Annotated in this window: 22 protein-coding genes and 4 tRNA genes; 10 read left to right on the plus strand and 16 right to left on the minus strand. The window is 65.3% G+C overall.

Annotation, left to right across the window (positions count from 1 at the left end):
• Position 1: 1 nt before the first annotated feature.
• The 4 genes from ACFJI2_RS14900 to ACFJI2_RS14915 form a co-directional block, all read right to left on the minus strand.
• Positions 2–3,187: an efflux RND transporter permease subunit gene (locus tag ACFJI2_RS14900; protein WP_377705728.1), complete on the minus strand. Its 3,186-nt coding sequence runs from the start codon at positions 3,185–3,187 to the stop codon at positions 2–4.
• Between the two features lie 14 nt (positions 3,188–3,201).
• Entirely contained in the window at positions 3,202–4,446 is a 1,245-nt protein-coding gene (locus ACFJI2_RS14905; RefSeq protein ID WP_107868429.1) for an efflux RND transporter periplasmic adaptor subunit, read from the minus strand.
• Between the two features lie 184 nt (positions 4,447–4,630).
• A complete protein-coding gene (locus ACFJI2_RS14910) occupies positions 4,631–5,497 on the minus strand; it encodes an alpha/beta hydrolase (RefSeq protein ID WP_377705729.1) in 867 nt (288 codons plus the stop codon).
• Positions 5,494–5,703, minus strand: coding sequence for a hypothetical protein (locus ACFJI2_RS14915; RefSeq protein ID WP_107868427.1), 210 nt, complete (start codon positions 5,701–5,703; stop codon positions 5,494–5,496). The genes ACFJI2_RS14910 and ACFJI2_RS14915 overlap by 4 nt, the downstream gene beginning before the upstream one ends.
• Before the next feature lie 123 nt (positions 5,704–5,826).
• Here ACFJI2_RS14915 and ACFJI2_RS14920 point away from each other — a divergent pair, with 123 nt between their 5' ends.
• Both ACFJI2_RS14920 and ACFJI2_RS14925 read left to right on the plus strand, forming a co-directional pair.
• Positions 5,827–6,774 carry a LysR family transcriptional regulator gene (locus ACFJI2_RS14920; RefSeq protein ID WP_377705730.1) on the plus strand — a complete coding sequence of 316 codons (948 nt, stop codon included), beginning with the start codon at positions 5,827–5,829 and terminating at the stop codon, positions 6,772–6,774.
• Positions 6,774–7,727, plus strand: coding sequence for a D-2-hydroxyacid dehydrogenase (locus tag ACFJI2_RS14925; RefSeq protein WP_377705731.1), 954 nt, complete (start codon positions 6,774–6,776; stop codon positions 7,725–7,727). Before ACFJI2_RS14920 ends, ACFJI2_RS14925 begins: the two co-directional genes overlap by 1 nt.
• A gap of 2 nt (positions 7,728–7,729) precedes the next feature.
• On the opposite strand, the gene ACFJI2_RS14930 is transcribed toward ACFJI2_RS14925, so the two are convergent.
• Both ACFJI2_RS14930 and ACFJI2_RS14935 read right to left on the minus strand, forming a co-directional pair.
• On the minus strand, positions 7,730–8,029 hold the full coding sequence (locus tag ACFJI2_RS14930; RefSeq protein WP_377705732.1) for a hypothetical protein: 300 nt from the start codon (positions 8,027–8,029) through the stop codon (positions 7,730–7,732).
• A gap of 104 nt (positions 8,030–8,133) precedes the next feature.
• Positions 8,134–8,577 (minus strand): YciI family protein, encoded by a 444-nt coding sequence (locus ACFJI2_RS14935; RefSeq protein ID WP_377705733.1) that lies wholly within the window; start codon positions 8,575–8,577, stop codon positions 8,134–8,136.
• 327 nt (positions 8,578–8,904) lie between these two features.
• Between ACFJI2_RS14935 and ACFJI2_RS14940 the strand changes: the two genes are divergently transcribed.
• Positions 8,905–9,525, plus strand: a complete 621-nt coding sequence (locus ACFJI2_RS14940) for a hypothetical protein (protein ID WP_377705734.1) — start codon at positions 8,905–8,907, stop codon at positions 9,523–9,525.
• Positions 9,526–9,551: 26 nt separating this feature from the next.
• Here the strand turns inward: ACFJI2_RS14940 and ACFJI2_RS14945 are convergent, their stop codons facing one another.
• The 6 genes from ACFJI2_RS14945 to ACFJI2_RS14970 all read right to left on the minus strand — a co-directional run bounded on the left by ACFJI2_RS14945 (position 9,552) and on the right by ACFJI2_RS14970 (position 11,729).
• Complete coding sequence (locus ACFJI2_RS14945) at positions 9,552–10,028, minus strand: cupin domain-containing protein (RefSeq protein WP_377705735.1); 477 nt, start codon at positions 10,026–10,028, stop codon at positions 9,552–9,554.
• Positions 10,025–11,182 (minus strand): L-lactate dehydrogenase, encoded by a 1,158-nt coding sequence (locus tag ACFJI2_RS14950; protein WP_377705736.1) that lies wholly within the window; start codon positions 11,180–11,182, stop codon positions 10,025–10,027. The genes ACFJI2_RS14945 and ACFJI2_RS14950 overlap by 4 nt, the downstream gene beginning before the upstream one ends.
• 86 nt (positions 11,183–11,268) lie before the next feature.
• A tRNA-Arg gene (locus tag ACFJI2_RS14955) sits at positions 11,269–11,345 on the minus strand.
• Positions 11,346–11,405: 60 nt separating this feature from the next.
• Positions 11,406–11,482 (minus strand) — tRNA-Arg (locus ACFJI2_RS14960).
• Between the two features lie 36 nt (positions 11,483–11,518).
• Positions 11,519–11,595 (minus strand) — tRNA-Arg (locus ACFJI2_RS14965).
• A 57-nt stretch (positions 11,596–11,652) separates the two neighbouring features.
• Positions 11,653–11,729: transfer RNA gene (locus ACFJI2_RS14970), tRNA-Arg, on the minus strand.
• Positions 11,730–12,051: 322 nt separating this feature from the next.
• On the opposite strand from ACFJI2_RS14970, the gene ACFJI2_RS14975 reads away from it, so the two are divergent.
• From ACFJI2_RS14975 to ACFJI2_RS14985, 3 genes are all read left to right on the plus strand, one after another.
• Positions 12,052–12,900, plus strand: a complete 849-nt coding sequence (locus tag ACFJI2_RS14975) for a response regulator (protein WP_377705737.1) — start codon at positions 12,052–12,054, stop codon at positions 12,898–12,900.
• A gap of 123 nt (positions 12,901–13,023) precedes the next feature.
• A complete protein-coding gene (locus tag ACFJI2_RS14980) occupies positions 13,024–16,017 on the plus strand; it encodes an ATP-binding protein (protein ID WP_377705738.1) in 2,994 nt (997 codons plus the stop codon).
• 153 nt (positions 16,018–16,170) lie between these two features.
• Positions 16,171–17,163: a diguanylate cyclase domain-containing protein gene (locus tag ACFJI2_RS14985; RefSeq protein WP_377705739.1), complete on the plus strand. Its 993-nt coding sequence runs from the start codon at positions 16,171–16,173 to the stop codon at positions 17,161–17,163.
• 88 nt (positions 17,164–17,251) lie between these two features.
• On the opposite strand, the gene ACFJI2_RS14990 is transcribed toward ACFJI2_RS14985, so the two are convergent.
• Positions 17,252–17,674: a hypothetical protein gene (locus ACFJI2_RS14990; protein WP_377705740.1), complete on the minus strand. Its 423-nt coding sequence runs from the start codon at positions 17,672–17,674 to the stop codon at positions 17,252–17,254.
• Between the two features lie 216 nt (positions 17,675–17,890).
• Here ACFJI2_RS14990 and ACFJI2_RS14995 point away from each other — a divergent pair, with 216 nt between their 5' ends.
• Both ACFJI2_RS14995 and ACFJI2_RS15000 read left to right on the plus strand, forming a co-directional pair.
• On the plus strand, positions 17,891–19,555 hold the full coding sequence (locus tag ACFJI2_RS14995) for a response regulator (RefSeq protein ID WP_377705741.1): 1,665 nt from the start codon (positions 17,891–17,893) through the stop codon (positions 19,553–19,555).
• A gap of 96 nt (positions 19,556–19,651) precedes the next feature.
• Complete coding sequence (locus ACFJI2_RS15000) at positions 19,652–20,353, plus strand: sensor histidine kinase (RefSeq protein WP_377705743.1); 702 nt, start codon at positions 19,652–19,654, stop codon at positions 20,351–20,353.
• Between the two features lie 30 nt (positions 20,354–20,383).
• Here the strand turns inward: ACFJI2_RS15000 and ACFJI2_RS15005 are convergent, their stop codons facing one another.
• The 3 genes from ACFJI2_RS15005 to ACFJI2_RS15015 all read right to left on the minus strand — a co-directional run bounded on the left by ACFJI2_RS15005 (position 20,384) and on the right by ACFJI2_RS15015 (position 23,134).
• Positions 20,384–21,730 (minus strand): NAD(P)/FAD-dependent oxidoreductase, encoded by a 1,347-nt coding sequence (locus ACFJI2_RS15005; RefSeq protein WP_377705745.1) that lies wholly within the window; start codon positions 21,728–21,730, stop codon positions 20,384–20,386.
• A 24-nt stretch (positions 21,731–21,754) separates the two neighbouring features.
• Positions 21,755–22,222 (minus strand): hypothetical protein, encoded by a 468-nt coding sequence (locus tag ACFJI2_RS15010; RefSeq protein ID WP_377705746.1) that lies wholly within the window; start codon positions 22,220–22,222, stop codon positions 21,755–21,757.
• An 84-nt stretch (positions 22,223–22,306) separates the two neighbouring features.
• Positions 22,307–23,134 (minus strand): transporter, encoded by an 828-nt coding sequence (locus tag ACFJI2_RS15015; protein WP_377705747.1) that lies wholly within the window; start codon positions 23,132–23,134, stop codon positions 22,307–22,309.
• A 199-nt stretch (positions 23,135–23,333) separates the two neighbouring features.
• Here ACFJI2_RS15015 and ACFJI2_RS15020 point away from each other — a divergent pair, with 199 nt between their 5' ends.
• Both ACFJI2_RS15020 and ACFJI2_RS15025 read left to right on the plus strand, forming a co-directional pair.
• Positions 23,334–23,768 carry a MarR family winged helix-turn-helix transcriptional regulator gene (locus ACFJI2_RS15020; protein WP_377705748.1) on the plus strand — a complete coding sequence of 145 codons (435 nt, stop codon included), beginning with the start codon at positions 23,334–23,336 and terminating at the stop codon, positions 23,766–23,768.
• Between the two features lie 62 nt (positions 23,769–23,830).
• On the plus strand, positions 23,831–25,297 hold the full coding sequence (locus ACFJI2_RS15025) for an MDR family MFS transporter (protein ID WP_377705749.1): 1,467 nt from the start codon (positions 23,831–23,833) through the stop codon (positions 25,295–25,297).
• The last annotated feature ends 2 nt before the right edge of the window (positions 25,298–25,299 follow it).

The raw sequence follows: 25,299 nt of genomic DNA on the forward strand, positions 1-25,299 counted from the left end.
ATTAATGAGTCCCTTCCAGTTTGGCAGGCGCCGCGATGGCGTCAGCCGGGGATTTCTTCTCCAGGCGCTGGGCCAGGGTGCGCAGCAGGACGTAGAACACAGGCGTGAGGAACAGACCGAAGAAGGTCACGCCCAGCATGCCGGCAAACACCGCCACACCCATCGCGTGGCGCATTTCCGAACCTGCGCCGCTCGAGAACACCAGGGGCACGACGCCCATGATGAAGGCGATCGACGTCATCAGGATGGGACGCAGACGCAGGCGGCACGCTTCCAGGGCCGCTTGCAGCACGGTGCGGCCATGGTCTTCCAGTTCACGGGCGAACTCCACGATCAGAATCGCATTCTTCGACGCCAGGCCAACCAGCACGAACAGCGCGATCTGGGTAAAGATGTTGTTGTCGCCGCCGGTCACCTTCACGCCGATCAGGGCGCACAGGATGGACATCGGCACGATCAGGATCACCGCCAGCGGCAGGGTCCAGCTCTCGTACTGCGCAGCCAGCACCAGGAACACCAGCAGCACGCACAGCGGGAACACGTAGATCATCGTATTACCGGACAGGATCTCCTGGTAAGTCAAATCGGTCCACTCGTAAGCTACCCCTTTTGGCAGAGTCTCTTTGGCGATCTGCTCGAAGATGGCTTGCGCGGTGCCGGACGATACGCCCGGCGCAGGGCCGCCGTTCATGTCGGCCGACACGTAGGCGTTGTAGCGCTGCACGCGGTCCGGGCCATAGCTGTCCTTCACGCGCATCAGCGACGACAGCGGTATCATCTCGCCCTTGTCGTTGCGCACTTTCAGCTGGGCGATCTGCTCGGCCTGCGAACGGAACGGGGCGTCAGCCTGCACGCGCACCTGGTAGGTGCGGCCGAACTGGTTGAAGTCGTTCACGTACAGCGAACCCAGGTTGATCTGCAAGGTCTGGTAGATGGTCGCCAGCGGCACGCCCAGCTGCTTGGCCTTGGTGCGGTCCACGTCCGCGAACAGCTGCGGCACGTTGATCTGGAAGCTGGAGAACACGCCCTGCAGCTGCGGGTTCTGCCATGCTTTCATCTGCATCGCCTGGCTGGCTTTATACAGTTCGTCGTAGCCCACGTTGCCGCGGTCTTCCAGCATCATCTTGAAGCCGCCGATGGTGCCCAGGCCGTTGACTGGCGGCGGCGGGAACACCATCACGAACGCGTCCTGCACGGCGCCCATGCGCTTGTTGATCTCGGCGGCGATCGCTTCGGCCGACTGGCTCTTGTCCTTGCGCTCATGGAAAGGCTTGAGCGTGGTGAACACGATGCCCGAGTTAGGCGCATTGGTGAAGCCGTTGATCGACAGGCCTGGGAAAGCCACGCTGGCTTCCACGCCCGGGATTTCCTTGGCGATGGCGGACATCTTCTTGATCACGGCGTCGGTGCGGTCCAGCGAGGCGGCGTCCGGCAGCTGGGCGAAGCCCACCAGGTACTGCTTGTCCTGCGCCGGCACGAAGCCCGACGGCACGGCCTTGAACATGAACACGGCGGCGACGGCCAGCAGCGCGTAGACGCCCAGCGCGGCCGATTTGCGGCGCAGCACGCCCTTCACGCCCACCTCATACTTGTCCGACGCGCGGCCGAAGAAGCGGTTGAACCAGCCGAAGAAGCGGCCGAAGATCTTGTCCATGCCGCGGGTCAGCGCGTCTTTCGGCGCGTCGTGCGGTTTCAGCAGGGCTGCCGACAGGGCCGGGGCCAGTGTCAGCGAGCTGAATGCCGAGATCACGGTCGAGATGGCGATGGTCAGCGCGAACTGGCGGTAGAACTGGCCGGTCAGGCCGGACACGAAGGCGATCGGCACGAACACGGCGCACAGCACCAGGGCGATGGCGATAATCGGGCCGCTCACCTCTTTCATGGCCTGGATGGTCGCGTCGCGCGGGGTCAGGCCGTTGGCGATGTTACGCTCGACGTTCTCCACCACCACGATCGCATCGTCCACCACGATACCGATGGCCAGCACCAGGCCGAACAGCGACAGCGTATTGATCGAAAAGCCGAAGCCTATCATCACGGCGAAGGTACCCACCACCGACACCGGCACGGCCAGCAGCGGAATGACGGAGGCGCGCCAGGTTTGCAGGAAGATGATCACCACCAGCGCCACCAGCACGATCGCTTCGATCAGCGTGTGGATCACGGAGTCGATCGACTCGCGCACGAATTGGGTCGGGTCGTACACAATGCTGTATTCGACGCCTTCCGGAAAATCTTTCGACAGCTCCGCCATCTTGGCGCGCACGTCCGAGGACAGTTGCAGCGCGTTGGCGTTCGGCGCTTCGAAAATAGGGATAGCCACGGCGGACTTGTTGTTCAGCAGGGAGCGCAGCGCGTAGGAATTCGAGCCCATTTCCAGGCGCGCCACATCCTTGAGCAAGGTGACAGCGCCGTCGGCGTTGGTCTTGACGATGATGTTGCCGAATTCTTCCACCGACTGCAAACGGCCTTGCGTGTTCACGGTCAGCTGGAAGTCCGCGTCTTTCGCCGGACCCTGGCCGATCACGCCGGCCGCGACCTGCACGTTCTGCTCGCGGATCGAGGCCACCACGTCGCCGGCGGTCAGGTTGCGCGCCGCGACCTTCTGCGGATCGAGCCAGACGCGCATGGCGTAGTCGCCGGAACCGAACAGCTGGACCTCGCCCATGCCGTTGATGCGGGCCAGCTGGTCCTTCACGTTCAGCACAGCGTAGTTGCGCAGGTACAGGTCGTCATAGCGGCCGTCCGGCGACTGCAAGTGGACCACCATGGTCAGGTTGGGCGACGACTTGACGGTCGTCACACCGATCTGGCGCACCTCTTCCGGCAGGCGCGGCAGCGCGCGCTGGACGCGGTTCTGCACCTGGGTTTCGGCCTGCTCCACGTTGGTGCCGATCTTGAACGTCACGGTCAGTGCCAGCGCGCCGTCCGAGGTGTTCTGCGACGACATGTAGAGCATGTTCTCGACGCCGTTGATCTGCTCTTCCAGCGGCGCGGCCACGGTTTCGGCAATGATCTTCGGATTGGCGCCCGGATACTGGGCGCGCACCACCACGGAGGGCGGCACCACGTCCGGATACTCGGAGATGGGCAGCTTGAAGATGGATATCAATCCACCGACGAAAATGATGATCGATAGAACCGCCGCGAAGATCGGTTTATCGACAAAGAAGCGTGAAAAGTTCATGGATTATTCCTTTGTTATTGCTTCGCAGTGCTGCTGGCCTTGTCGGCTGCGGCGGCGACTTTTTCTTCTTTCTTGGCTTCAGGCTTGGCCGGGGCCGGCGCCAGCGGGTCGAAATCCATCTTCACGATTTCCGCCGTCACCGGAGCGCCGGGGCGCACGCGCTGCAGGCCGTTGACCACGATCTTCTCGCCCGGCTTCAGGCCGTCGCGCACCACGCGCAGGCCGTCGATTTGCGGACCCAGCGTGACAGGACGGTATTCGGCCTTGCTGTCGGCGCCGACCACGAACACGAACTTGCGGTTCTGGTCCGTGCCCACGGCGCGGTCGTTGATCAGCAGCGCAGGCTTGCCGGTGCCGGCGCCTTCCAGCTGCACGCGGGCGAACAGGCCGGGAACCAGCGCGTTGTCGGCGTTGGCGAAGGTGGCGCGCATGCGCACCGAGCCGCTGCGCGGGTCGAGCTGGTTGTCCACGAATTCCAGCTTGCCTTCGTGCGGGAAGCCGGTTTCGTTGGCCAGGCCCACTTTCACGGTGACCGGCTTGCCCTTGGTGGCGGCGGTGCCCACGCGCAGGTAGGTGTCTTCGTCGCCGTCGAAGCTGGCGTAGATTTTTTCCAGCGAGACCACGGAAGTCAGCACGGCCGACGCATCGACCAGGTTGCCCAGCGTGATTTCCGCTTTCGACACGCGGCCGTTGATCGGCGACACCACCTGCGTGTAAGCCACGTTCAGGCGGGCCGCTTCGGCCTGCGCGGTGGCGGCGCGGGCGTTGGCGTCCAGCTCTTTCAGGCCGGAGGCTTTCTCGTCGTATTCGCGCTGCGCGATGGCCTTGTCGGCCAGCAGCTTCTCGGCGCGGGCCAGTTCCAGCTTGGCCAGGTCGGCCTTGGCGCGCGCCGAGTTGGCGGCGGCTTCGGCACGGCTCAGTTCAGCCTGGTATGGACGGGCGTCGATCTGGAACAGCACGTCGCCCTTCTTGACTTCGCTGCCCGGCTTGAAGTTCACGGCGGTGATGAAGCCGCTCACGCGGGAACGGATTTCCACGCGCTCGATGGCTTCCAGGCGGCCGGAAAACTCCTGGGTTTCAGTGATGTTCTTTTCCACCACGGCGGCGGCGGAAATCGGCGGCCCGCCGGCAGCGGGCGCTTCGGCGGTCTTGCCGTTTGCGGTATCGCATCCTGCAAGGCTGATGGCTGCCAGCCCTGCAACGACCATTGCCGCCGCCAGTGGGCGCAGCAAGGTGGTGATATTTTTCTCGGTTTTCATATTAATCCCTTTTTGTATGAAAATTTTTAATAGATGCGGCGATACCGCTTGTCACTGCAAAACGTAGGGACAAGACGGCCCTACCGCGCACGAGGCACGGAAAAATTGTTACTGCACGGAATGTCTCTCTCGTCTACAAATATACTGGCAGCCAGGTAATATGTAAACGTATTTGTTTATTTAATCATGCTGGCGGAATCTCCGTTCCATCCAGGCCGGCGATGAAGCCGGCAATTTCGCTCAGTGCAAATACTTTGCACGCGCATTCGTTGCGCGCCTCCACGTCGGAGACGGGCGCGGCCGGCAGGCGCCGCACGGTGGTTTTGATCCCGCAAGAGATCAGCTTGGTGCCGTATTGTTCAGCTTCGTCGCGTAATGGGTCGTCTTCGCCCGACAGGATCAAGGCCGGCGGCAGGTTCTTCAACCGGCTCGATTGCAGGGGCGAGGCGTAAGGATGGGTACGGTCCGCCGCATTGGGCAGGTAGCCGCGGTAGCCGGCGGCGCATACGTCGGCCGCCTTGGCCTTGTCGGTGCATGTCGGCAGCTCCCGCATGGAGCTGCTCGACAGGCCCGGGTCCAGCATGGGCATGATGAGGATCTGGCCGGACAGCGCAGGGCCGCCCCGGTCGCGCGACATCAGCGAACTGACGGCGGCCAGATTGGCACCGGCTTCGATGCCGGCCACCACCAAACGCTTGCCATTCCAGCCCAGCTTGGTTTTGTTCTTCTTCGCCCACAGCAAGACCGCGTGGGCATCTTCCACCGCCGCCGGGAAGGGGCTGGCAGTGGCCAGGGTGTAATTACTGGCCAGCACGAGGTAGCCGGTGTTGCAGCTGACCAGGCCGCGCAGGAACTCGTCCGCCTCGTCCAGGTCGCCGCTGACGAAACCGCCGCCGGGGAAGAAGACGATCAGCGTATCGCGTTTGCCCCCGGCAGCGCCGGCCGGGTTGCCGGACCAGGCGCCGCTATACAGGCGGGCAGCCAGCGGGCCATGAGCCCCGGCCACTTCGAGATCGCGCATCTTCAGCTGTGCCGGCACCGGGTCCATCATTGCTGCACCGCCGCAGAATGAGTGCCGTCCAGGCTGTCCGCACGCGCCACCATGTCGCCGCCGATGACCTCATGGGTCAGCGCGTTGACGCCACGCACTTCCGTACCGGCAGCTGCCGAGTACGCGTCGGTGTACATCATTCCGGCCAAGGCGAACGAGCTCAGCGCTAACGCGATCGTTGCAAAGATTCCATCCCGATGTTTCATGGTTAAACTCCTAGTGGCACTGCGTTACATTTCTGCATGCATGAACTATAGTCTTGATCTACAATCCGATAAATGGCCTGAAGTCGAATTGATTGTTCAGAATCCCGAACAATAAGGAAATAGATGAACAAACTGCTAGCAATGGAAGTGTTCGTGCAGGTGGTCGATGCCGGAGGCTTCACGCGCGCGGCCGAGAACATGCAACTGCCGAAAGCCACCGTGTCCACGCTGGTGCAAAGCCTGGAAACCACGCTGGCGGTCAAGCTGCTGCACCGCACCACGCGCCAGATCAGCGTAACCGCCGACGGCGCCGCTTATTACGAGCGCTGCCTGCGCATCCTGTCGGACGTGCGCGAAGCCGAGGAATCGCTGTCGCGCACCAAGCTCAGCCCCAGCGGACGGCTGCGGGTGGACGCGCCCACCGGCCTGGCCAGCGGCGTGCTGGTCCCTGCCCTGCCCGATTTTTTCGAGCGCTACCCGGACATCACGCTGGAACTGGGCTGCAGCGACCGCCCGGTGGACCTGATCGAGGAAGGTGTCGATTGCGCCGTGCGCGGCGGCATCCTGGGCGACTCGGCGCTGATCGCGCGCCGCATCGGCGTGCTCAGTTTCGTCACCTGCGCCGCGCCGGCCTATCTGGAACGCTACGGCGTGCCGCGCCACCCGCGCGAACTGGAACGGCACCGCTGCGTGAACTATTTTTCCGCCAAGACCGGCAAGATCTATGACTGGGACTTCACGCAGAACGGCGAGCGCATCCAGATGCCGCTGCCGGGCGTGATCGCGCTCAACGACAGCAACGCCTACGTCGCGGCCGGGCTGGCCGGGCTGGGCATCGTGCAGATGACCGACTTCGCGCTGGAGGAATACCTGCGCGACGGCCGCCTGGTGCAGGTGCTGGCCGACTGGATCACCGACCCGATCCCGATTCATGTCGTCTACCCGCAGAACCGCCACCTGTCGGCCAAGGTGCGGGTATTCGTCGAGTGGGTGGCCGAGCATTTTGCCGCCCACCCCGGCATGCGCATCCGCACCTTGCCCAACTTCCTTCCTACCCAGCAGGCCGCCTGATGAATGACCACAATATTGTCTTCCTCGACCGCGAGAGCGTAATCGCCAACGTGCGCCGCCCGGCCTTCAGCCATAGCTGGACCGAATACGCGGCCACGGCAGCGGCCGACGCCGCAGGCCGCCTGGCCGACGCCACCATCGCCATCACCAACAAGGTGCCGCTGCGCGCCGATACGCTGGCGCAGCTGCCGGACCTGAAGATGATCGCCGTGGCCGCCACCGGCACCGACATCATCGACCTGGCCGCGTGCAAGGAGCGCGGCATCGTGGTGTCCAACATCCGCAACTATGCGTACGCCACCTTGCCCGAGCACACTTTTGCCATGATCCTGGCGCTGCGCCGCAACCTGCTGGCCTACCGCGCCGACGTGCAGGCCGGCAAGTGGCAGAAGTCCGACAAGTTCTGCCTGTTCGACTACCCCATCACCGACCTGGCGGGCAGCAAACTGGGCCTGCTGGGCTATGGCGCGCTGGGGCAGGCGGTGGCGCGGCTGGGGCGCGCGTTCGGCATGGAAATCCTGGTGCACAAGCGCACACCGGTGGACGAGGAAGGCGTGAGGAACGTGTCCTGGGACGAGTTGCTGGAAACCTCGGACGTGCTCAGCCTGCATGCACCGCTGAACGAGCAGACCCGCAACATCATCGGCGCGCCCGAACTGGCGCGCATGAAACGCTCCGCCTTGCTGATTAATACGGCGCGCGGCGGCCTGGTGGACGAAGCGGCGCTGGCCAGGGCGCTGACCACCGGCGTGATCGCCGGCGCGGGTTTCGACGTGCTAGTAAAGGAGCCGCCGCCGGAAGACAACGTGCTGCTCAACCTGCACCTGCCCAATTTCATCCTGACCCCGCACATCGCCTGGGCCAGCACGCAAGCCATGCAGATCCTGGCCGATCAGCTGATCGACAACATCGAATCATTCGCGGCGAACAAGCCGGTGAACGTGGTGGGATAAGTTTAGGCGAGCGACTGCTTCAGCAGGAAGAACAGCGTGATACTCATGCCGGCCTGCGAGAAAAACAGGCCGATGGCGACGCCTATCATCCAGGTGCGCAGTTTGTCGATCTCGTACTTCAGATCCGCCTTCGTCGCCAGATAGGGAAGTTGCACTTCGATTGCCGTCAAACGCGCGTTCAGTTCGCCAATATCCTGCTTGGTGGCCATGGTGGCGCGTATCAATGCAAGCTCGGTCTCGGCAGAGTTCATGCGTTTCTCCAAATCGCGCGCGCGTCCATCTGGAATTTCAGCATTGGCCATGCCCTTCTCCTTGTCAAGCAAGCTCCAGCCACTATGCGCCCGGAACCCGCCAACAAGCTTGAGCCGCATCAAAGTCCGCGCTGGTCATCCCGGCTTCGCATGGCTTATTGCCTGGAGATTTTCTTGTGGATGTCGCCCACGGCCATCAGGGCGGCGGACGAGTAGAAGGCGTGGTATTCCGCGATCATTTCTCCATTGATGATCACCGGGTCGGTGGCCACGAGTTTCTTCGCTTCTTCGATGTCCGGCGTGGCGAACACGAACACGCCGCGCCAGCCGTCCACGCCGTCCAGCGGACCGGCGACTGCCAGTTTCTTCTCATCGGCCAGCCGGGTGATGTTGGCGAAGTGGCCCTTGAACATGGCATCGCGCTCCGGGCCGGCAGGCATTTTGTTCGGGCCGGTCCTCAGGATAACCAGCACATATTTCTTCATGCCGTTTTCGTTTCCGCCGAGCGACTTGGCCAGCTCGGGATCACTTTGCGCGGCGGCAGGCAGCGACGAGAAAGCCAGGAATCCGCACAGTATTGCCAGGGTTTGTTTCCACATGGTTTTGGTCCCTTCTTATTAGAATATTTCAGAACACTATCACAACGCCGCACGCGCAAGCGGGCACCCCGAACAATCCAGATCCGCTAGTATCTTTGATCGACATAAGCATTGCAGGTTCGTTCGATGAAAGCTCAGCTGTTGGAAGACATAGGCGATAGCCACCCACGCGCACCGTTGCCGCCAAGGCAGCCACCGCCACCGCCGCGCCCGGAACCCGCAGCGCAAGCCGCCGACGCTTGGGCGCCGCCGCCGGGCTTGGCCAGTCCGTGGACCTTCGATCCGCCTCCTCCCGAGGCGCCGCCAGCCTGGGGCGCGGGCGAACGCATGGACGATCCGGCCCGCGCGCCCGCGGCCGACGAGCCGGACTGGTTCGAACGCTGGGGCCGCCGCGCGGCGACCGGCACCGCCGCGCTGCTGGCCACGCTCGCCGTGGCGGGCGCCGGCTTGTGGGTCTACAACGAAAACAAGGTCGACAAATCGCTGTCCGTGCTGGCGAAGGCGCCCATCCCTGCGCGGCCCGCCCTGCCCGCGCCGGGCGTGCGCACGCTGCCGGCACCAGCGATCGCGCCACCAACAGCGGCAGCGGCAGCGGCAGGCCCTCAGGCAGCGGCAAACCCTCAGGCAGCGGCGCAGGCGGCAACGCAAGCGGCCGCACCACCCCCATTGGCAGCATCAACGGGAACTCCTGCCGTCAACGAGCCGCCTGGCCGGACCGAACGGACCGGACGCCCCCGCACTCGCTCATTGGCAAGCCGCACGAAGACGCCGCCGGCTGCGGCGGTGCAAGCAAAGTACGCCAGCCAAAAGCCTGAGCGCGCCGGCGCGCTGACTGAAACGCTCAGGCAATGCCGCGCCGCCGGCTACCATGCAGCGCAATGCGTCCAGCTCGGTTGCACCGCCACCCAGTACGGTCTGGCGTGCAAGGGCGGCGGCGCGCGGCCATAGTCAGCCCAGTTCAACTGCCACGGGCCTCAATTGGGTGGGATGGACAGGACGTCGGCGTAATCGACCACCGCTTCGTCGGTGCCGTTCATATACAGGCGCTTCTTCAGGCGCGGGTAGTCGCACACGTCCTGCTCCAGGTTGGTGCGCGCCGACAGCATCACCAGCGGCGCGCTGCCCGTGTTGACTATCGTGTGCGCCGCGCCGCCTTTGGGAAAGCCCAGAAAGTCCCCGGCGCCGACGGCGTGGCGCGCTTCCTCGATCACCGCCTCGCCGCTGCCGGACAGGATGTAGAAGCACTGCTCCTCGTACAGGTGGCGGTGGTATTCCGAATACGCGCGGCCGGGCGGCACCGTCATCAGGTGAAAGCCCAGGTCGGTCAAGCCGGTGGCGGCGCCGAGAGGCCTGGACACCCGCACCGCGTCCGGATTCAGCAGATGCGCCTTGGACTTGCCCGGCATGGCGGCAATCGCCGCGGCGGTCAGGAGCTCAGCGGGTGTAGTCATGGCTGCCCCGGATAGCTGCCAGGCAGCAGTATGTTTTTGCTGACCTGCGCCACGTCGCGCAGGCCGCAGAAGGCCATCGTCAGGTCCAGCTCGTTGCGGATGATTTCCAGGCAGCGCGTCACGCCCTGCTCGCCCATGGCGCCCAGCCCGTACAGGAACGGGCGCCCGATGTAGACCCCGCGCGCGCCCAGCGCCAGCGCCTTGATCACGTCCTGCCCGGAGCGGATGCCGCCGTCCATGTGCACTTCGATTTCCTTGCCGACCGCGTCCACGATGGCCGGCAGCGCGCCGATGGAAGACTGCGCCCCGTCCAGCTGGCGCCCGCCGTGGTTGGACACAATCAGCGCGTCGGCGCCCGCCTCCACGCAGTGGCGCGCGTCGTCCGCGTCCATGATGCCTTTGATGATGAGCTTGCCGCCCCAGCGCTGCTTGATCCACCCCACGTCTTTCCACGACAGGCTCAGGTCGAACTGCTGGCTGGTCCAGGCCGACAGCGAGGACATGTCCGACACCGACGTGGCGTGGCCGACGATGTTGCCGAAGCCGCGCCGCCTGGTGCCCAGCATGCCCAGGCACCAGCGCGGCTTGGTGGCCAGGTTGACCAGGTTGGCCAGCGTGGGCTTGGGCGGCGCCGACAGGCCGTTGCGGATATCCTTGTGGCGCTGGCCCAGCACCTGCAGGTCCAGCGTCAGCACCAGCGCCGAACAGCGCGCCGCCTTGGCGCGGTCGATCAGGCGGTTGATGAATTCGCGGTCCTTCATCACGTACAACTGGAACCAGAACGGCTTGCTGGTGTGCGCGGCCACGTCCTCGATCGAGCAGATGCTCATGGTGGACAAGGTGAACGGCACGCCGAAGGCTTCGGCGGCGCGCGCGGCGAGGATTTCGCCGTCCGCGTGCTGCATGCCGGTCAGCCCGGTCGGCGCCAGCGCCACCGGCATCGACACCGCCTGCCCCGCCATGCTGCTGGCCAGGCTGCGGTTTTCCAGGTTGACGGCCACCCGCTGACGGAATTTGATGGGAAGGAAATCGCTGCTGTTGGCACGGTAGGTGGACTCGGTCCACGAGCCGGCGTCGGCGTAGTCGTAAAACATGCGCGGCACGCGCTTTTGCGCCAGCACGCGCAAGTCTTCAACGCAGGTGATGATGGTCATGCAGGCTCCCGAATTGCCAAATCAGCAAATCATAACAGGAGCGCAAAACGAAAAGGGCCAGATCTTCCGATCTGGCCCTCGTATTCTGGTGCGGCTGGCAGGAATCGAACCCACGACCCCTTGGTTCGTAGCCAAGTACTCTATCCAGCTGAGCTACAGCCGCTTTTTTACTGCTTATCACTCTTACTACTCGATACTGCTCATATCGGTACTACGGTAAAACTGGTGCGGCTGGCAGGAATCGAACCCACGACCCCTTGGTTCGTAGCCAAGTACTCTATCCAGCTGAGCTACAGCCGCAAAAACTTCATCACATCGTACAACAAGCAGTAAGACTGGTGCGGCTGGCAGGAATCGAACCCACGACCCCTTGGTTCGTAGCCAAGTACTCTATCCAGCTGAGCTACAGCCGCCTGTCATTACTGATACTGCAATACGCTTTACGATCAGCGCATTTTACTACAACAAACTGGTGCGGCTGGCAGGAATCGAACCCACGACCCCTTGGTTCGTAGCCAAGTACTCTATCCAGCTGAGCTACAGCCGCATCGGAAACCGCTGATAAGTTGCAGTTTTCGCTTTCTTTCTGTGGTTCCCCGTCGAAAGAAGCAAGATTATAGGCATATCCACTCGGCTTGTCCAGAGGGAAATCGCAGGGAAATCGCAGGCAAAACTTCATTCATGAAGATGATAGCTTTCATCACGAACGGCAATTGGATTTTCTGTACGGCATGTTGCATAGTTACACCTGTCTCCTCTATTCTCCTAACGGGAAATAGATTTAGCCCGCTCTTGCAGCGGGCTTTTTTTTCGCCCGATGCTGGTGTAGCATCAAGCAACTAGCAAAATTCGCAATGACGGGCGCCCGGATGACACAACAAGACAGCATCAGCCTGCATACCCTGCCGCCGCTGGACTGGTCCCGCATTGCGCTGGGCCAGCCTGCCACCTGGCCGGCCTGCCTGCGGCTCTCGGTCGACATCTTGCTGAACTGTCCGCTGGCCATGGCCATCGCCTGGGGTCCGGAGAAAATCCTGCTGTATAACAAAGCCTACGCCGCGCTGATGGGTGTGCGTCCCGAGTCCGTGCCCGGCGGCAGCGTGCCCATCTTGCAGCCGCCCGTGTTCGGCTGGAACCACGCCGCCATGGAAGCGGTGTGGGGCGGCGCGGCGCTGGTCTATCCCGGCCAGGCCATGCCCTTGTGGCGCGACGGCGCCCCCTCCGAGCTACTGCTGGACCTGCACTACACGCCGCTGCGCGACGAAGCCGGCGCGGTACGCGGCGTGCTGTGCGCCCTGCAGCTGGCCGCCGCTCCGGCCCCGGCCGCGCCGGAGGCGCCGCCGCCGGGCCAGGCCCGCGTCCTGGTGGTGGAAGACAATCCGGACGCGCGCTACCTGGTGTGCGAAATGCTGCGCGCCCTGGGCTACGAGGTGGAGGCGGCGGCCGACGCCGAACAGGCGCTGGCCATGCTGCTGGACAGCCGCTACGGCATCCTGTTTAGCGACGTCAGCCTGCCCGGCATGTCCGGCGTGGAACTGGCGCGCTGCGCGCTGCGCGGCCAGCCGCAGCTGCAAGTGGTGTTCGCCTCCGGCTACGGCGGCGGCTTTACCAGCCAGCTCGATTTTCCTGCCGTTTCCATGCAAAAGCCGTACGAAATCGACCAGCTGCGCCAGGTGCTGGCCAGCGCCGCCGCGCGCATACCAACGGTGCGGTTGTAAAGCGCGCAGGCCGACTACAATGACACCACGGCCCGGTTCGGCCATCCCTAGACACGGACACTGATGATTTACTGTGACCCCTACCCCTGCGCGGCACAGGCACCTATTCCCGGGAGAGCCTGAGTGGCCAAGCTCGACAAAGAAGAGGAAGCCCGCATGCATTCTGCGGCCATGCGCAGCGCCAACAGCGTGCTGCTGGCCCGCCAGCGCGCCGAGCATGAAATGCAGGAAGCACGCGAGGAGTTGCGACGTTCCAACGAGCGCCTGAAAACGGTGTTGGAGAGCATCACCGACGGCTTCATCGTGCTGGACCACAACTGGACCATCACCTACATCAATCCGCAGGCGGCCAACATCATCCACCCGCTCGAGAGCGGTGGCCAGCACGTGTTGGGCGCCAACCTGTGGGACGCCTTCCCCGGCTTGCGCGGCACTGTGCTGGAGGCGCAGTTCCGGCACGCCATGGAATCCCAGCAGACGGTGGGCTTCGAACTGTATTACCTGCCGCGCCAGATCTGGCTGGACGTGCGCGCCTACCCGTCCGCCGAAGGCCTGACCTGCGCCATCCAGAACATCACCAAGCGCAAGCTGGACGAACGCGCGCTGCGCGAAAGCGCCAACCGGCTGCAGGTGGCGCTGGCGGCCGGCAAGCTGGGCGACTGGCTGTGGGACGCCGGCACCAACCTGGTGACGCTGGGCCGGCGCGCCGCCGAACTGCTGGACCTGGAAGGCGAAGCCAGCCTCACCTGGGAGGCGCTGAGCGAGCATTTGGTCGCCGAAGACCGCGCCCCGGCCCGGGCCGCCTTCCTTGAGGCCTACCAGAAGCGCACCGATTTCAACGTCGAGTGCCGCATCGAACGCGCCGGCGGCGACCGGCGCTGGCTGTCGGTCGTGGGGCACGGCAATTACGACGAGGACGGCGCCGTGCTGGGCATGACCGGCATGGTGCAGGACATTTCCGACCGCAAGGCTGCCGAAAACACGCTGCGCCAGAGCCAGGAAGAGCTGCAAGCCATGGCCAACTCCATCCCGCAGCTGGCCTGGATTGCCCGGTTCGACGGCGCCGTGGTGTGGTACAACGAGCGCTGGTACGAATACACCGGCCTGCCGCGCGACGCGGTGCCCGCCAGCGGCTGGGACGAGGTGTACGACCCGGAAACCTTGCCCGCCATCCGCCAGCACTGGCAGCAGGCGCTGCGCACCGGCACGCCGTTCGAGATGGAATTCCCGATCCGCGGCGCGGACGGCCATTACCGCTGGTTCCTGTCGCGCGCCAACCCGGTGCGCGACAGCACCGGGCGCCTGGTACGCTGGTTCGGCACCAGCACCGACGTCGACCAGGTCAAGCGGGTGCAGGAAGCGCTGCGCGACGAGAGCGCCATCCTGGAACTGCTGAACGCCACCGGCAACGCGCTGGCCTCCAAGCGCAACCTGCGCTCGCTGCTGCAGGAGGTGACGGACGCGGCCACCCACATCAGCGGCGCGCGCTTTGGCGCCTTCTTCTACAACAGCACCAGCAGCGACGGCGGCGTGCTGACCTTGTATACGCTGTCCGGCCTGCCGCCCGAGGCATTCGCCCGTTTCCCCCACCCGCGCGCCACGGAGCTGTTCGGTCCCAGCATGCGCGGCGAAGGCACGCTGCGCAGCGACGACCTGCTGCGCGATCCGCGCTACGGCAAGAACGCGCCGCACCGCGGCGTGCCGAACGGCCATCCGGCCGTGCGCAGCTACCTGGCGGTGCCGGTGGTGTCGCGCTCCGGCGAAGTGATCGGCTCGCTGTTTTTCGGCCACCCCGAGCCGCGCATGTTCGACGAGCGCACCGAACGCATCATCGGCGGCATCGCGGCCCAGGCCGCCGTGGCGATCGACAATGCGCGCCTGTACGAAGCGGCCCAGCAGGCGGCCGAGGAGCGCAAGATCCTGCTGGACAGCGAGCGCAGCGCGCGCGCCGAGGCCGAGCGCACCAGCCAGATGAAGGACGAATTCCTGGCCACGCTGTCGCACGAACTGCGCACCCCGCTCACGGCCATCCTGGGCTGGGCGCAGGTGCTGCGGCGCGGCAGCCGCGACGAGGCCGACCTGCACCGGGGCCTGCAGACCATCGAGCGCAATGCGCGCGCCCAGGCCCAGCTGATCGAGGATCTGCTGGACATGAGCCGCATCACGTCCGGCAAAGTGTTGCTGGATATGCAAACCCTGTCGCCGCTGACGGTGGTCGACGCGGCCATTGAAACGGTGCGCCCGGCAGCCGACGCCAAGAACATTTCGATCGAGCGCGACTTCCACAGTACCGGCCTGGTGGCCGCCGACCCGAGCCGGCTGCAGCAGGTGATCTGGAATCTGTTGACCAATGGCATCAAGTTCACGCCCAAGGGCGGCGCGCTGCGGGTGGCGGTGACGGAGGCGGACGGCCATGTCGCCATCACGATTGCCGATACCGGCATCGGCATCCGGCCCGAGTTCCTGGCGCACGTGTTCGAGCGCTTCCGCCAGGCCGACTCCACCACCACGCGCCGCCATGGCGGACTGGGACTGGGCTTGTCCATCGTCAAGCACCTGGTCGAGCAGCACGGCGGCACCGTGTCGGTGGCCAGCCAGGGCGAGGGGCGCGGCGCCAGCTTCACGGTCAGCCTGCCGCTGGCCACGGCGCCCAGCAGCAGCGCGCGCCAGGCGCGTTCGCAGGCGGCCCAGCCGCCCGTCCTGCCGGCGGTGCCGGCCGACAGCGGCCAGTGCGACCTGGACGGCCTGCGCGTGCTGGTGGTGGACGACGAAATTGACGCAAGAGACCTGATCAAGCGCATACTATGCGACTGCAACGCCGTCGTTTTAACCGCCGCCAGCGCGGCCGAAGCGCTGCGCCTGGTCGAGCACGAGCGCCCCGGCCTGCTGGTAAGCGACATCGGCATGCCGGACGTGGACGGCTTTGAACTGCTGGCCCAGGTGCGCGCGCTGGGGCCGGCACGCGGCGGCACCGTGCCGGCCATCGCGCTGACCGCCTTCGCCCGCTCGGAGGACCGGCTGCGTGCGCTGGAATGCGGCTTCCGCGACCACGTCTCCAAGCCGGTGGAACCGGCCGAGCTGGTACGGGCTGTTGCATTGGCGGCACAAAAGCGTTGATATTTTCTTATAAAGAAATATTTGTTTCCATGGGGGATAACTTACGCTCCTACCTGACGACGCGGCGCTGTCCTACAGGCAATGCCGCTATCCTTTGCTACACTCGGAGCATAAGAAATATGACCGCCTCAATTGTTTTTACGAGACATTACTATGCCTAGCCCGGACGAGATTTTGAACGCCAAGATACTGGTGGTGGACGACTGCGCCGACAATATCGACCTGATGCTCGAAATCCTGCGCGATGCCGGCTATAGCAACGTCTCGTCCACGATGCTGCCCGAGCAGGTGTGCGGCCTGCACCGCCAGCACTGCTACGACCTGATCTTGCTGGATTTGCAAATGCCCGAGCTGAACGGCTTCCAGGTGATGAAGGGGCTCAAGGAAATCGAGCAGGACGGCTATCTGCCGGTGCTGGCGCTCACGGCCCAGCCCAGCTTCAAGATCGCCGCCCTGGAGGCGGGCGCGCGCGACTTCATCAGCAAGCCCTTCGACCTGCTGGAAGTGCACAAGCGCATCCACAACATGCTGGAAGTGCGCCTGCTGTACAAGGAACTGGCGCAGTACAGCAAGCAGCAGCAGGAACTGGCGCTGCACGACCCCTTGACCGGGCTGCCCAACCGGCGCCTGCTGGAAGACCGCATCGCCACCACGCTGCAGCATGCCGCACGCCACCAGCACAAGGCGGCCGTCATGTATCTGGACCTGGACGGCTTCAAGGCCATCAACGACACCCACGGCCACGCTTGCGGCGACGAAATCCTGAAACTGGTGGCCGGCCGCCTGGTCGGCTCCTCGCGCAAGGAAGACACCGTGGCGCGCGTGGGCGGCGACGAATTCGTCATCGTGCTGGGCGAAGTGAGCACGCTGGGCGATGCCCAGGAACCGGCGTCCAAGCTGATTGAAGTGGTGTCCGAGCCCTACCAGGTCGGCGCGCTGACCTTGCAGCTGTCCACCAGCATCGGCATCGCCCTCTACCCCGAACACGCGGACAACGTCCAGGCGCTGATCGAAAAGGCGGACCAGGCCCTGTACGACGCCAAGCGCGCCGGCAAGAACCGCCACTGCGCGGCGCAGCCGGAGGCGGCGGCCGCCAGCACCTTCGTTCCCAGCCACCCCAGCATGCACAGCGCCTCGGTAGCCTGACGTGGGGCGCCAGAAACAAAAGGCCGCGCGGCATGCCGCGCGGCCTCTTCGTGTGCGCCGCGGCGGGCGGCGCTCCCTGTCTTGCCGTTCAGTGCGCCGCAGCGCTTTCCTTGGCTGCGCCCTCTTCGGTCGACTGCTCCACCTTGGCGGCATGCTGATGGTCGTCATGCGCGTTGACCATCTCGGGCGGCACTTCGATGCGGGTGATGCCGGCGTCGACGGATATCGGGTCGCTGGCCGGGAAGGTCATTTCCACGGCTTCGTCCAGCAGCGTTTCCTTGGCAATCTGGGCCGGCGTTTCCTGCTCATGGTCGGCCAGGATGGTGATGGCCTGCGCCCATTTGACGAAGTCCAGCTCGGCCAGCTCGCGCACAGTGCTGACGTTGAATGCCTTGGCCAGCGCCTTGGCGTCATTGGCGCTCACGCCCTTCAGTGCGCTCACCGGCGCGTCCGCCAGTTCGCGGAAGCATTTACCCACATATTCCTTGTCCACTACGGTATCGATATTCATGATGCATCCTCTCAATGGGTTGGTCAGCCTGCAATGACTATGGCATGCGCCGCCACCGCTGTATGTGCGCAGCCGAACACTGGGCAGGGCAAAAGCGGCGGCAATGGCCGCGCGCGCGATAGCCGTGCACGCTTTTGACTTTCACTTATCCGGTTGTTATGATCGATCAATAGTTTGTCAGGCGAAATTCTTCCTTTCCGAAGCTCCAACAACAACGTGCCTAAAGTAGACAAACCCAAAGTCCTGGTCGTCAACGACGACGCCAACAGCCTGTTCGCGCTGACCAGCCTGCTGGCGCAGTGGTCGGACCAGGAAGGCTACGACGTGATCGCCGCGCGCTCGGGTGAGGAAGGCTTGCGCCAGGTGCTGATGCACGATTTCGCCGTGATCCTGCTGGACGTCAACATGCCCGGCATGGACGGCTTCGAAACTGCCGAGGCGATCCACCAGCGCGCCCGCTCGGCCGACATCCCCATCATATTCGTGACCGCCTTCGTGGCCGATGAACTGGACCGCCTGAAAGCGTACCAGCGCGGCGCGGTGGACTTCCTGTTTACACCCATCATTCCGCAAATCCTGCACGCCAAGATTTCCGTCTTCGTGGCGCTGGCCGTCAAGAACGAGGAATTGAAGCGGCAGGCGCGGCAGCTCAGCCTGCGCACCACGGAATTGACCGCCGCCAACACCAAGCTGACGCGCGAGATCGAGGAGCGCCAGGTGGCCGAGCGGCAAAACCACGCCAAGGACGAGTTCCTGGCCATGCTGGGCCACGAACTGCGCAACCCGCTCAGCGCCATCAGCAGCGCCGCCTCGCTGATCGCCCTGCCCGGCGTGGCGCCGGACGCGGTGGCGCGCGCCAAGCACATCATCCAGCGCCAGAGCCGCCACCTGGGCCGCATCGTGGACGACTTGCTGGACCTGAGCCGCGCCATGTCCGGCAAGATCCTGCTCAACCGCGCGCCGCTGGACCTGGCCGCCTTGCTGGCCAGCTGCCTGGAGACCTACCGCACCACCGGCCGCACCGCCGGCTACGCGGTGACGCTGGAGGCGGGGCCGGGCTGGGTACAGGGCGACGCCACCCGGCTGGAACAGATATTCTGCAACCTGATGGACAATGCCTTGAAATACACGCCGCCCGGCGGCAGCATCACCGTGTGCTGCGAGCAGGACGACGGCGAGGTGCTGTTGTCGGTGGAGGACAGCGGGGTCGGCATCCCCGGCAACCTGCTGCCGTACGTCTTTGACGTCTTCGTCCAGGGCTCGAGCACGCTGGACCGCGCGCAGGGCGGACTGGGCATCGGCCTGGCGCTGGTGCGGCGCCTGGCCGAGCTGCATGGCGGCAGCGTGGCCGCGTACAGCGCCGGCAGCGGCGAAGGCAGCATCTTCACTATCCGGCTGCCGCGCGGCGAGCGGCCACCCGAACCGAGGCAAGAGATTATGGACACCACTGAAACCGCCAAGCCCACCGTGCTGCTGATCGAAGACAACGACGACGGCCGCGAAATGATGTCGATGATGCTCAGCTGCTACGGCTACGAAGTCCGGCACGCGGCCGACGGCCTGCAAGGGCTGGAACTGGCGGCCACCTTCCATCCTGACTTGGCGCTGGTCGATATCGGCCTGCCCGGCATCGACGGCTACGAGGTGGCGCGCCGCCTGCGCGCCAGCGACGAGACGCGCGGCATGAAGCTGATCGCCCTGACCGGCTATGGCCTGGCCGAAGACCAGCGCCGCGTGCTCGAAGCCGGCTTTGACCTGCACCTGGTCAAGCCGGTGGACATCGACAACCTGATGAAGGCCATCGGCAGCTGCGTGGCCTCGCCCGGCAAGCCGGCAGCCCCGGCGACCCCGCCCGCATCCAACGCGCCGGCGCGCACATGACGCCGGCGCCCCCGGTACGCCAGTGCGACAGCGAAATTTTTCCTCAGGTATGATCGCGGAATAAAAACAGATCATTCTTACTCTGAGACCTTTCTTATGTCCGCACAGGTACATCCCGCCCCCTACGACAGCGAACGCGCCGCCGAGCTGAGCGAACTGCTCGGCCACGTCAACGCGTGCTGGGACAATGAGCGCCGCTCGCTGTCGCGCCAGCTGCACGACAGCATGGGCTCCTCGCTGACCGCGCTGACCATGCACCTCGGACTGCTGACGCAAAAGCTGCCGCCCGACCCGGCGCTGCTGGAGCGCGCCACGCAGATGAAAAACTTGCTGCACAACATCATCGAAACCAACCGCCAGATGCAGCACCGTCTGTGGAACGACAAGCTGGAATTCCTCGGCGTGCGGGTGGCGCTGGGCGAGCTGGTGACGCAATTTGGCGAGCAGTACGGGCTGGCCGCCAGCTGCAGCCTGCCGGAAGACGAACCGCGCTGCCCGCGCAGCCACAATGTGGTGCTGCTGCGCGCGCTGGAGGAAGGCTTGCGCAACATCGTCAGCCATGCCCAGGCCAGCAAGGTGCATGTGGTGGTGGACGACAACGACGACGAAATCATGCTGACGGTAAAGGATGACGGCGTGGGTCTGGCGGTGCAAACCGACGTGATCGGCGCCGACAGCGCCAAGCACGGCCTGCGCGTGCTGCGCGAGCGCGCCCTTTACCTGGGCGGCACGCTGGCGCTGTCCAGCGATGGCGGCGGCGCCATCCTCACGGTGATCCTGCCCAAGCCGGCGCCGTAGCGCGGCCGCTTATTCCGCTTATTTCCGCTTTCAATGCAGCTTCACCAGCGGCGTGGTGCGCTTGATCAGGAAGCGCGCCAGCGCCAGCACGGCGGTGCGCACCGTGCCCAGCACGGCCTGGTGGTGCATCAGGTGCAAACTGGTGTACATCAGGCGCGCGACAAAGCCGTCGACAAACCAGTTCAGCCCCTTTAGCGAACCCATCAGGCTGCCGACCGACGAGGTCTGGCCGAAGGACACCAGCGAACCGTAATCCCTGTACACATAGGGCTCGCTTTGCGGCGCCTTGCCTTGCGCCTGGCGCAGGAAAGTCTGCAGCAGGTAGTCGGCCTGCTGGTGCGCGGCCTGGGCGCGCGGCGGCACGGGCTTGCCGTCCTCGCCAAGGCACAGCGCGCAATCGCCCAGCGCGTAAATGCCGGGATGTCCCTTGACCATGAGGTGGCCGTCCACTTCCAGCTGGCCGCCCTTGGCGGTCGGCAAGCCCAGCGTGGCCAGCAGCGCGGGCGCCTTGATGCCCGCCGCCCACACCACGATGTCGGCCGGGTAGTGCTGCCCTTCGCCGGTGGTCACATGATCGGCGTCGATGGCGGTCACGCGCGTGCTGGTCACCACCTTGATGGCGCGCTCTTCCAGCAGCTTGAGCGCGGCAGCCGATACCCGTTCCGGCAACGGCGCCAAAATGCGCGGCGCCCCTTCCAGCAGCGTAATGCGCACGTCCTTCTTCGGTTCCAGATGACCGAAGCCGTAGGCGGCATACACGCCGCTGGCCTCGCGCAGCTCCGCCGCCAGCTCGACGCCGGTGGCGCCGCCACCGATGATGACGATATCCACGCCGGCCTGGGTAGCCGAGGCCGGCGGCACAGGGGGCGCTTCCACCACTTCGGTGGCGCCCGGCGCGCCCTTTTTCAGCGCGGCCTTGGTCAGCAGCTTGAGCAGGGTCAGCCGGAACCGTTCGGCGTCCTCGGTGGCGTTCAGGGAAATGGTGTGTTCCTCGGCGCCGGGAACGCCGAAGTAATTGGACGTGCTGCCGATGGCCAGCACCAGCGATTCGAAGCCGACGCGGCGCTCGGGCAACACTTCCTCGTGCTCGGTGGTGGCGATGGCCGCCACCGTCAGCTGCCTGGCCGGCGCGTCGAGCGCCGTCAGGGCGCCATAGACATAGGTAAAACCGTTGTCGTGGGCCAGCATCTGGTAGGACAGGCCCTCCTGGTGGATATCCAGGGTGCCGGCCGCCACCTCGTGCAGCGAAGGCTTCCAGATGTGGTACAGCCGGCTGTCGACCAGCATCACCTGTTGCGGCCCCAGCTTGCGGCCCAGTTTGCAGGCCAGCTCCAGGCCGCCTGCCCCGCCTCCTACGATAACGATTTTGCTATGCATGGCGCTCCTGAAGTTGGAGGAAACTCAATCCTTGCCGTGGCCCTTGCCGTGGCCGTTTCCGTGGCCCTTGTCATGTTTGTCGTGCTTGTCGTGCTTGTCGCGGTGGTCGCGGTGGTCGTCGCGGTGATCATCGCGGCGGTCGTCGCGGTGGTCGCGGTGGCCATGCTCCGAGCGGTAGCGCGGGGCGTAGTCGTTCACATACCAGTCGTCGCGCACAAAGTAGACGCGGCGGCCGCAGGCGTTGTAGGCGCCGCAGTGCTTGGACCACTTCTTGGCATGGCCGGGCGGTACGCGCAGGTACAGCGGTTCTTCAATCACACGCACCGGGCGGTGCACGATCACGGGTTCCGCATAGATGACCGGCGGCGGCGCCATATTGCCCAGATCGATACGGCCGTAGAAGCCGGGCTGACCTACGCTGATGGAAACGTTCTGCGCAGCGGCGGACAGGGAAATGGCCAGCAGGCTGGCCGCGATGAGGAGTTTTTTCATGGTGTCATCTTATGGTTATGGGTTTACAGCCCCTCAATTCTAAGCCGCCGGCAACTTTCTGTATGTACGCTTGCGCACACAGCGCTACCAAATTTTGGCCAAAGGCAACACTATGCCGCTGAAAAACTGCCAGTCCGGTGCGGCGCGCGTAATGCCGCGCGCCAGGCCGAAGTCCACGGTCAGGCGCGGATGGGGGCTGTAGGCGGCCGCCAGCAGCAGCTGCGCCGTGCCCGGCTCGCCGCTGCGGTACGTACCGGACAGCTCCGCCGTGGCGCCCCATTTGTCGTCCAGCGGCACGGAGAACGAGGCGGAGGCGCCGGTCTGCACACGGCCCAGGCCGGGTTCGGCCCCGCCCAGGCGGGTGAAGTTGAGGTTGGCGTCCATGTGCACGCTGCCGAAGTCGCGGCTGGCGATGCCGTTCAGGCTGTAGTCCGCGCGGCCGCTGCCGATGCCATCCCGGGCGGTGGGTGCCTTGGCGCCCAGTTCCAGACCCAGCGCGCTGCCCTCGCCCAGCAGCCAGGCGCGCTTCAGCACGAATGCGGTGTCGCCGACGCCGCGCAGCCGGGGCGCGCCGTCCTCGCGGTCGGACACCCAGGCTTCGCCGCCCAGCAGCAGGCCCCATTCGGGCGTGAACGCCAGTTTCAGGGTGTAAGGCAGGCTGGCGCGGCGTGCGCCGCCGTCGCGCACGACCAATCCGCCGAGTTCCAGCTCAAGCTGGCCCGGCGCCGGCAACTGCGCGGGGCTGGACACGGAAGGCCGGTACGGCAGCACCGGAGGGCCGTCGGCCGCGTCGGACGCCCCGCCCGATGCAGCACCGGATACGCTGCCCGGCGCCGGCTCGCGCGCCGCCTGTCCCGCCTGCTCCGCCGCCCCCGCCGCCGGCCCGGCTTCCTGCGCCAAGGCCGGCGCCATCGCCGCCAGGCCTACCGCGCACGCCGCCAGCGCGCCCCGCCAACCCGCCCTTGTACGCAGCCAAATCCGCAGCCCCATCCGCAACGCCATAAATCCTCCGATTCGATAACCGCCAGCCTACCATGGCCAGCCGCTCTTGCAACTCGGAAAAGTAGCATGCTAAACTAATCGTTAGATACCTAACCATTAGACGGCAAACATGTCACTCACTATCGAAGAACGCTTCTCGCTTGCGCTGCACACCACGGCGCGCGCCTGGCGCCTGGCGCTGGACCGGCGCCTGAAAGACCTGGGCATGGGCCAGGCCAGCTGGATGGCGATCGCCGCCGTGGCCAAGAGCCAGCCTCTGTCGCAGACCGAACTGGCGCGCCTGCTGGGCGTGGAAGACCCCACCATGGTGGCCATGATCGACCGCCTGGTGAAAGCCGGCCACCTGCAGCGCAGCCCCTCCGACAAGGACCGCCGCGTGAAGCTGGTGACGCTGACCCCGGCCGGCCAGGACATCTACACCCGCGTGAAGAAGGAAGCCGACGCCTTCCGCCAGGAGCTGCTGGGCGATGCCGATCCGGCCACGCTGGCCGTGGTGACCGGCTTTCTCGAGCAGTTGCAAACCGCAGTCGAGTCGCAGCTGTGAGCAGCGCCGGCACTTCAGCTGCTACATCAGCCGGCGCCCCTGCTGCGCCGATCAACCGGCGCATGATCACGATCTCCATCATGCTGGCCACCGTGATCCAGGCGCTCGACGGCACCATCGCCAACGTGGCCCTGCCGCATATGCAGGGCAGCCTGTCCGCCTCGCAGGACCAGATCACCTGGGTGCTGACCTCCTTCATCGTGGCCGCCGCCATCGCCACCCCGCTCACCGGCTGGCTGTGCGACCGCTTCGGCCAGAAAAACGTATTCCTCGTCTCGGTGGCCGGCTTCACGCTGGCCTCCGTGCTGTGCGGCCTGTCGGCCACCCTGGGCGAAATCGTCGCCGCGCGCCTGCTGCAGGGCGTGTTCGGCGCCGCGCTGGTACCGCTATCGCAGGCCGTGCTGCTCGACATCAACCCGCGCGAAAAGCACGGCTCGGCCATGGCCGTGTGGGGCATGGGCGTGATGATAGGCCCCATCCTCGGCCCCACGCTGGGCGGCTGGCTGACCGACAGCTATGACTGGCGCTGGGTATTCTTCATCAACGTGCCTGTGGGCGCGATGGCCTTCTACGGCATCTGGAAATACATCCGTCCCACGCCCGCCGCGCGCAAGATGCGCTTCGACGCCTTCGGCTTCGCCACCCTCAGCCTGGCCATCGGCGCGCTGCAGATGCTGCTGGACCGGGGCGAGCAGAACGACTGGTTCGGCTCGACCGAAACCTGGATCGAAGCCATCGTGCTGGCACTCAGCTTCGCCTGGTTCGTGGCGCACACCGCGCTGACGCCGGCCGGCAAGTCCTTCTTCAACTACCGGCTGCTGAAGAACGCCAACTATGTGAGCGGCCTGCTGTTCATCTTCATCGTCGGCCTGGTGCTGTTCGCCACGCGGGCGCTCACGCCCTCGCTGCTGCAAGGGCTGATGGGCTACCCGGCCGCGCTGGCGGGCCTGGTGACGGCGCCCAGCGGCTTGGGGACCATGGTGGCCATGCTGCTGGTGGGTCGCCTGGTGGGCCGCTACGACGTGCGCCTGCTGCTGGCCGCCGGCTTTGCCATCACCGCGTTCTCGCTGTGGCAGATGAGCGGCTACACGCTGGTGCTGACCACGGGCGACATCATCTGGCCGGGCGTGATCCAGGGCCTGGGGCTGGGCCTGGTGTTCGTGCCGCTGAGCGCGGCCACCTTCGCCACCCTGTCGCCCGAGATGCGCGCCGAAGGCACGGCCATCTACAGCCTGGTGCGCAATATCGGCAGCAGCGTGGGCATCGCGCTGGTGCAGACGCTGCTGGTGCGCAATACGCAGACCGTGCATGCGGCGCTGGCGGAGCGCGTGGCCGTCAGCGACACCGCGCCGGACGCGCTTGCGCTGCTGAACGCGGAAGTGACGCGGCAGGCATCGATGATCGCCTACGTGGACGACTTCTGGCTGATGACGCTATTGACCCTGGCGGTGATCCCGCTCCTGCTGCTGGTGCGCCCAGCGGCCAAAACCGCCGCGCCGGCCCCGGTCGACCACGCGGCCATGGATTGACA

The organism is Pseudoduganella sp. UC29_71, from assembly GCF_042693265.1.
GTDB lineage: Bacteria > Pseudomonadota > Gammaproteobacteria > Burkholderiales > Burkholderiaceae_D > Rugamonas.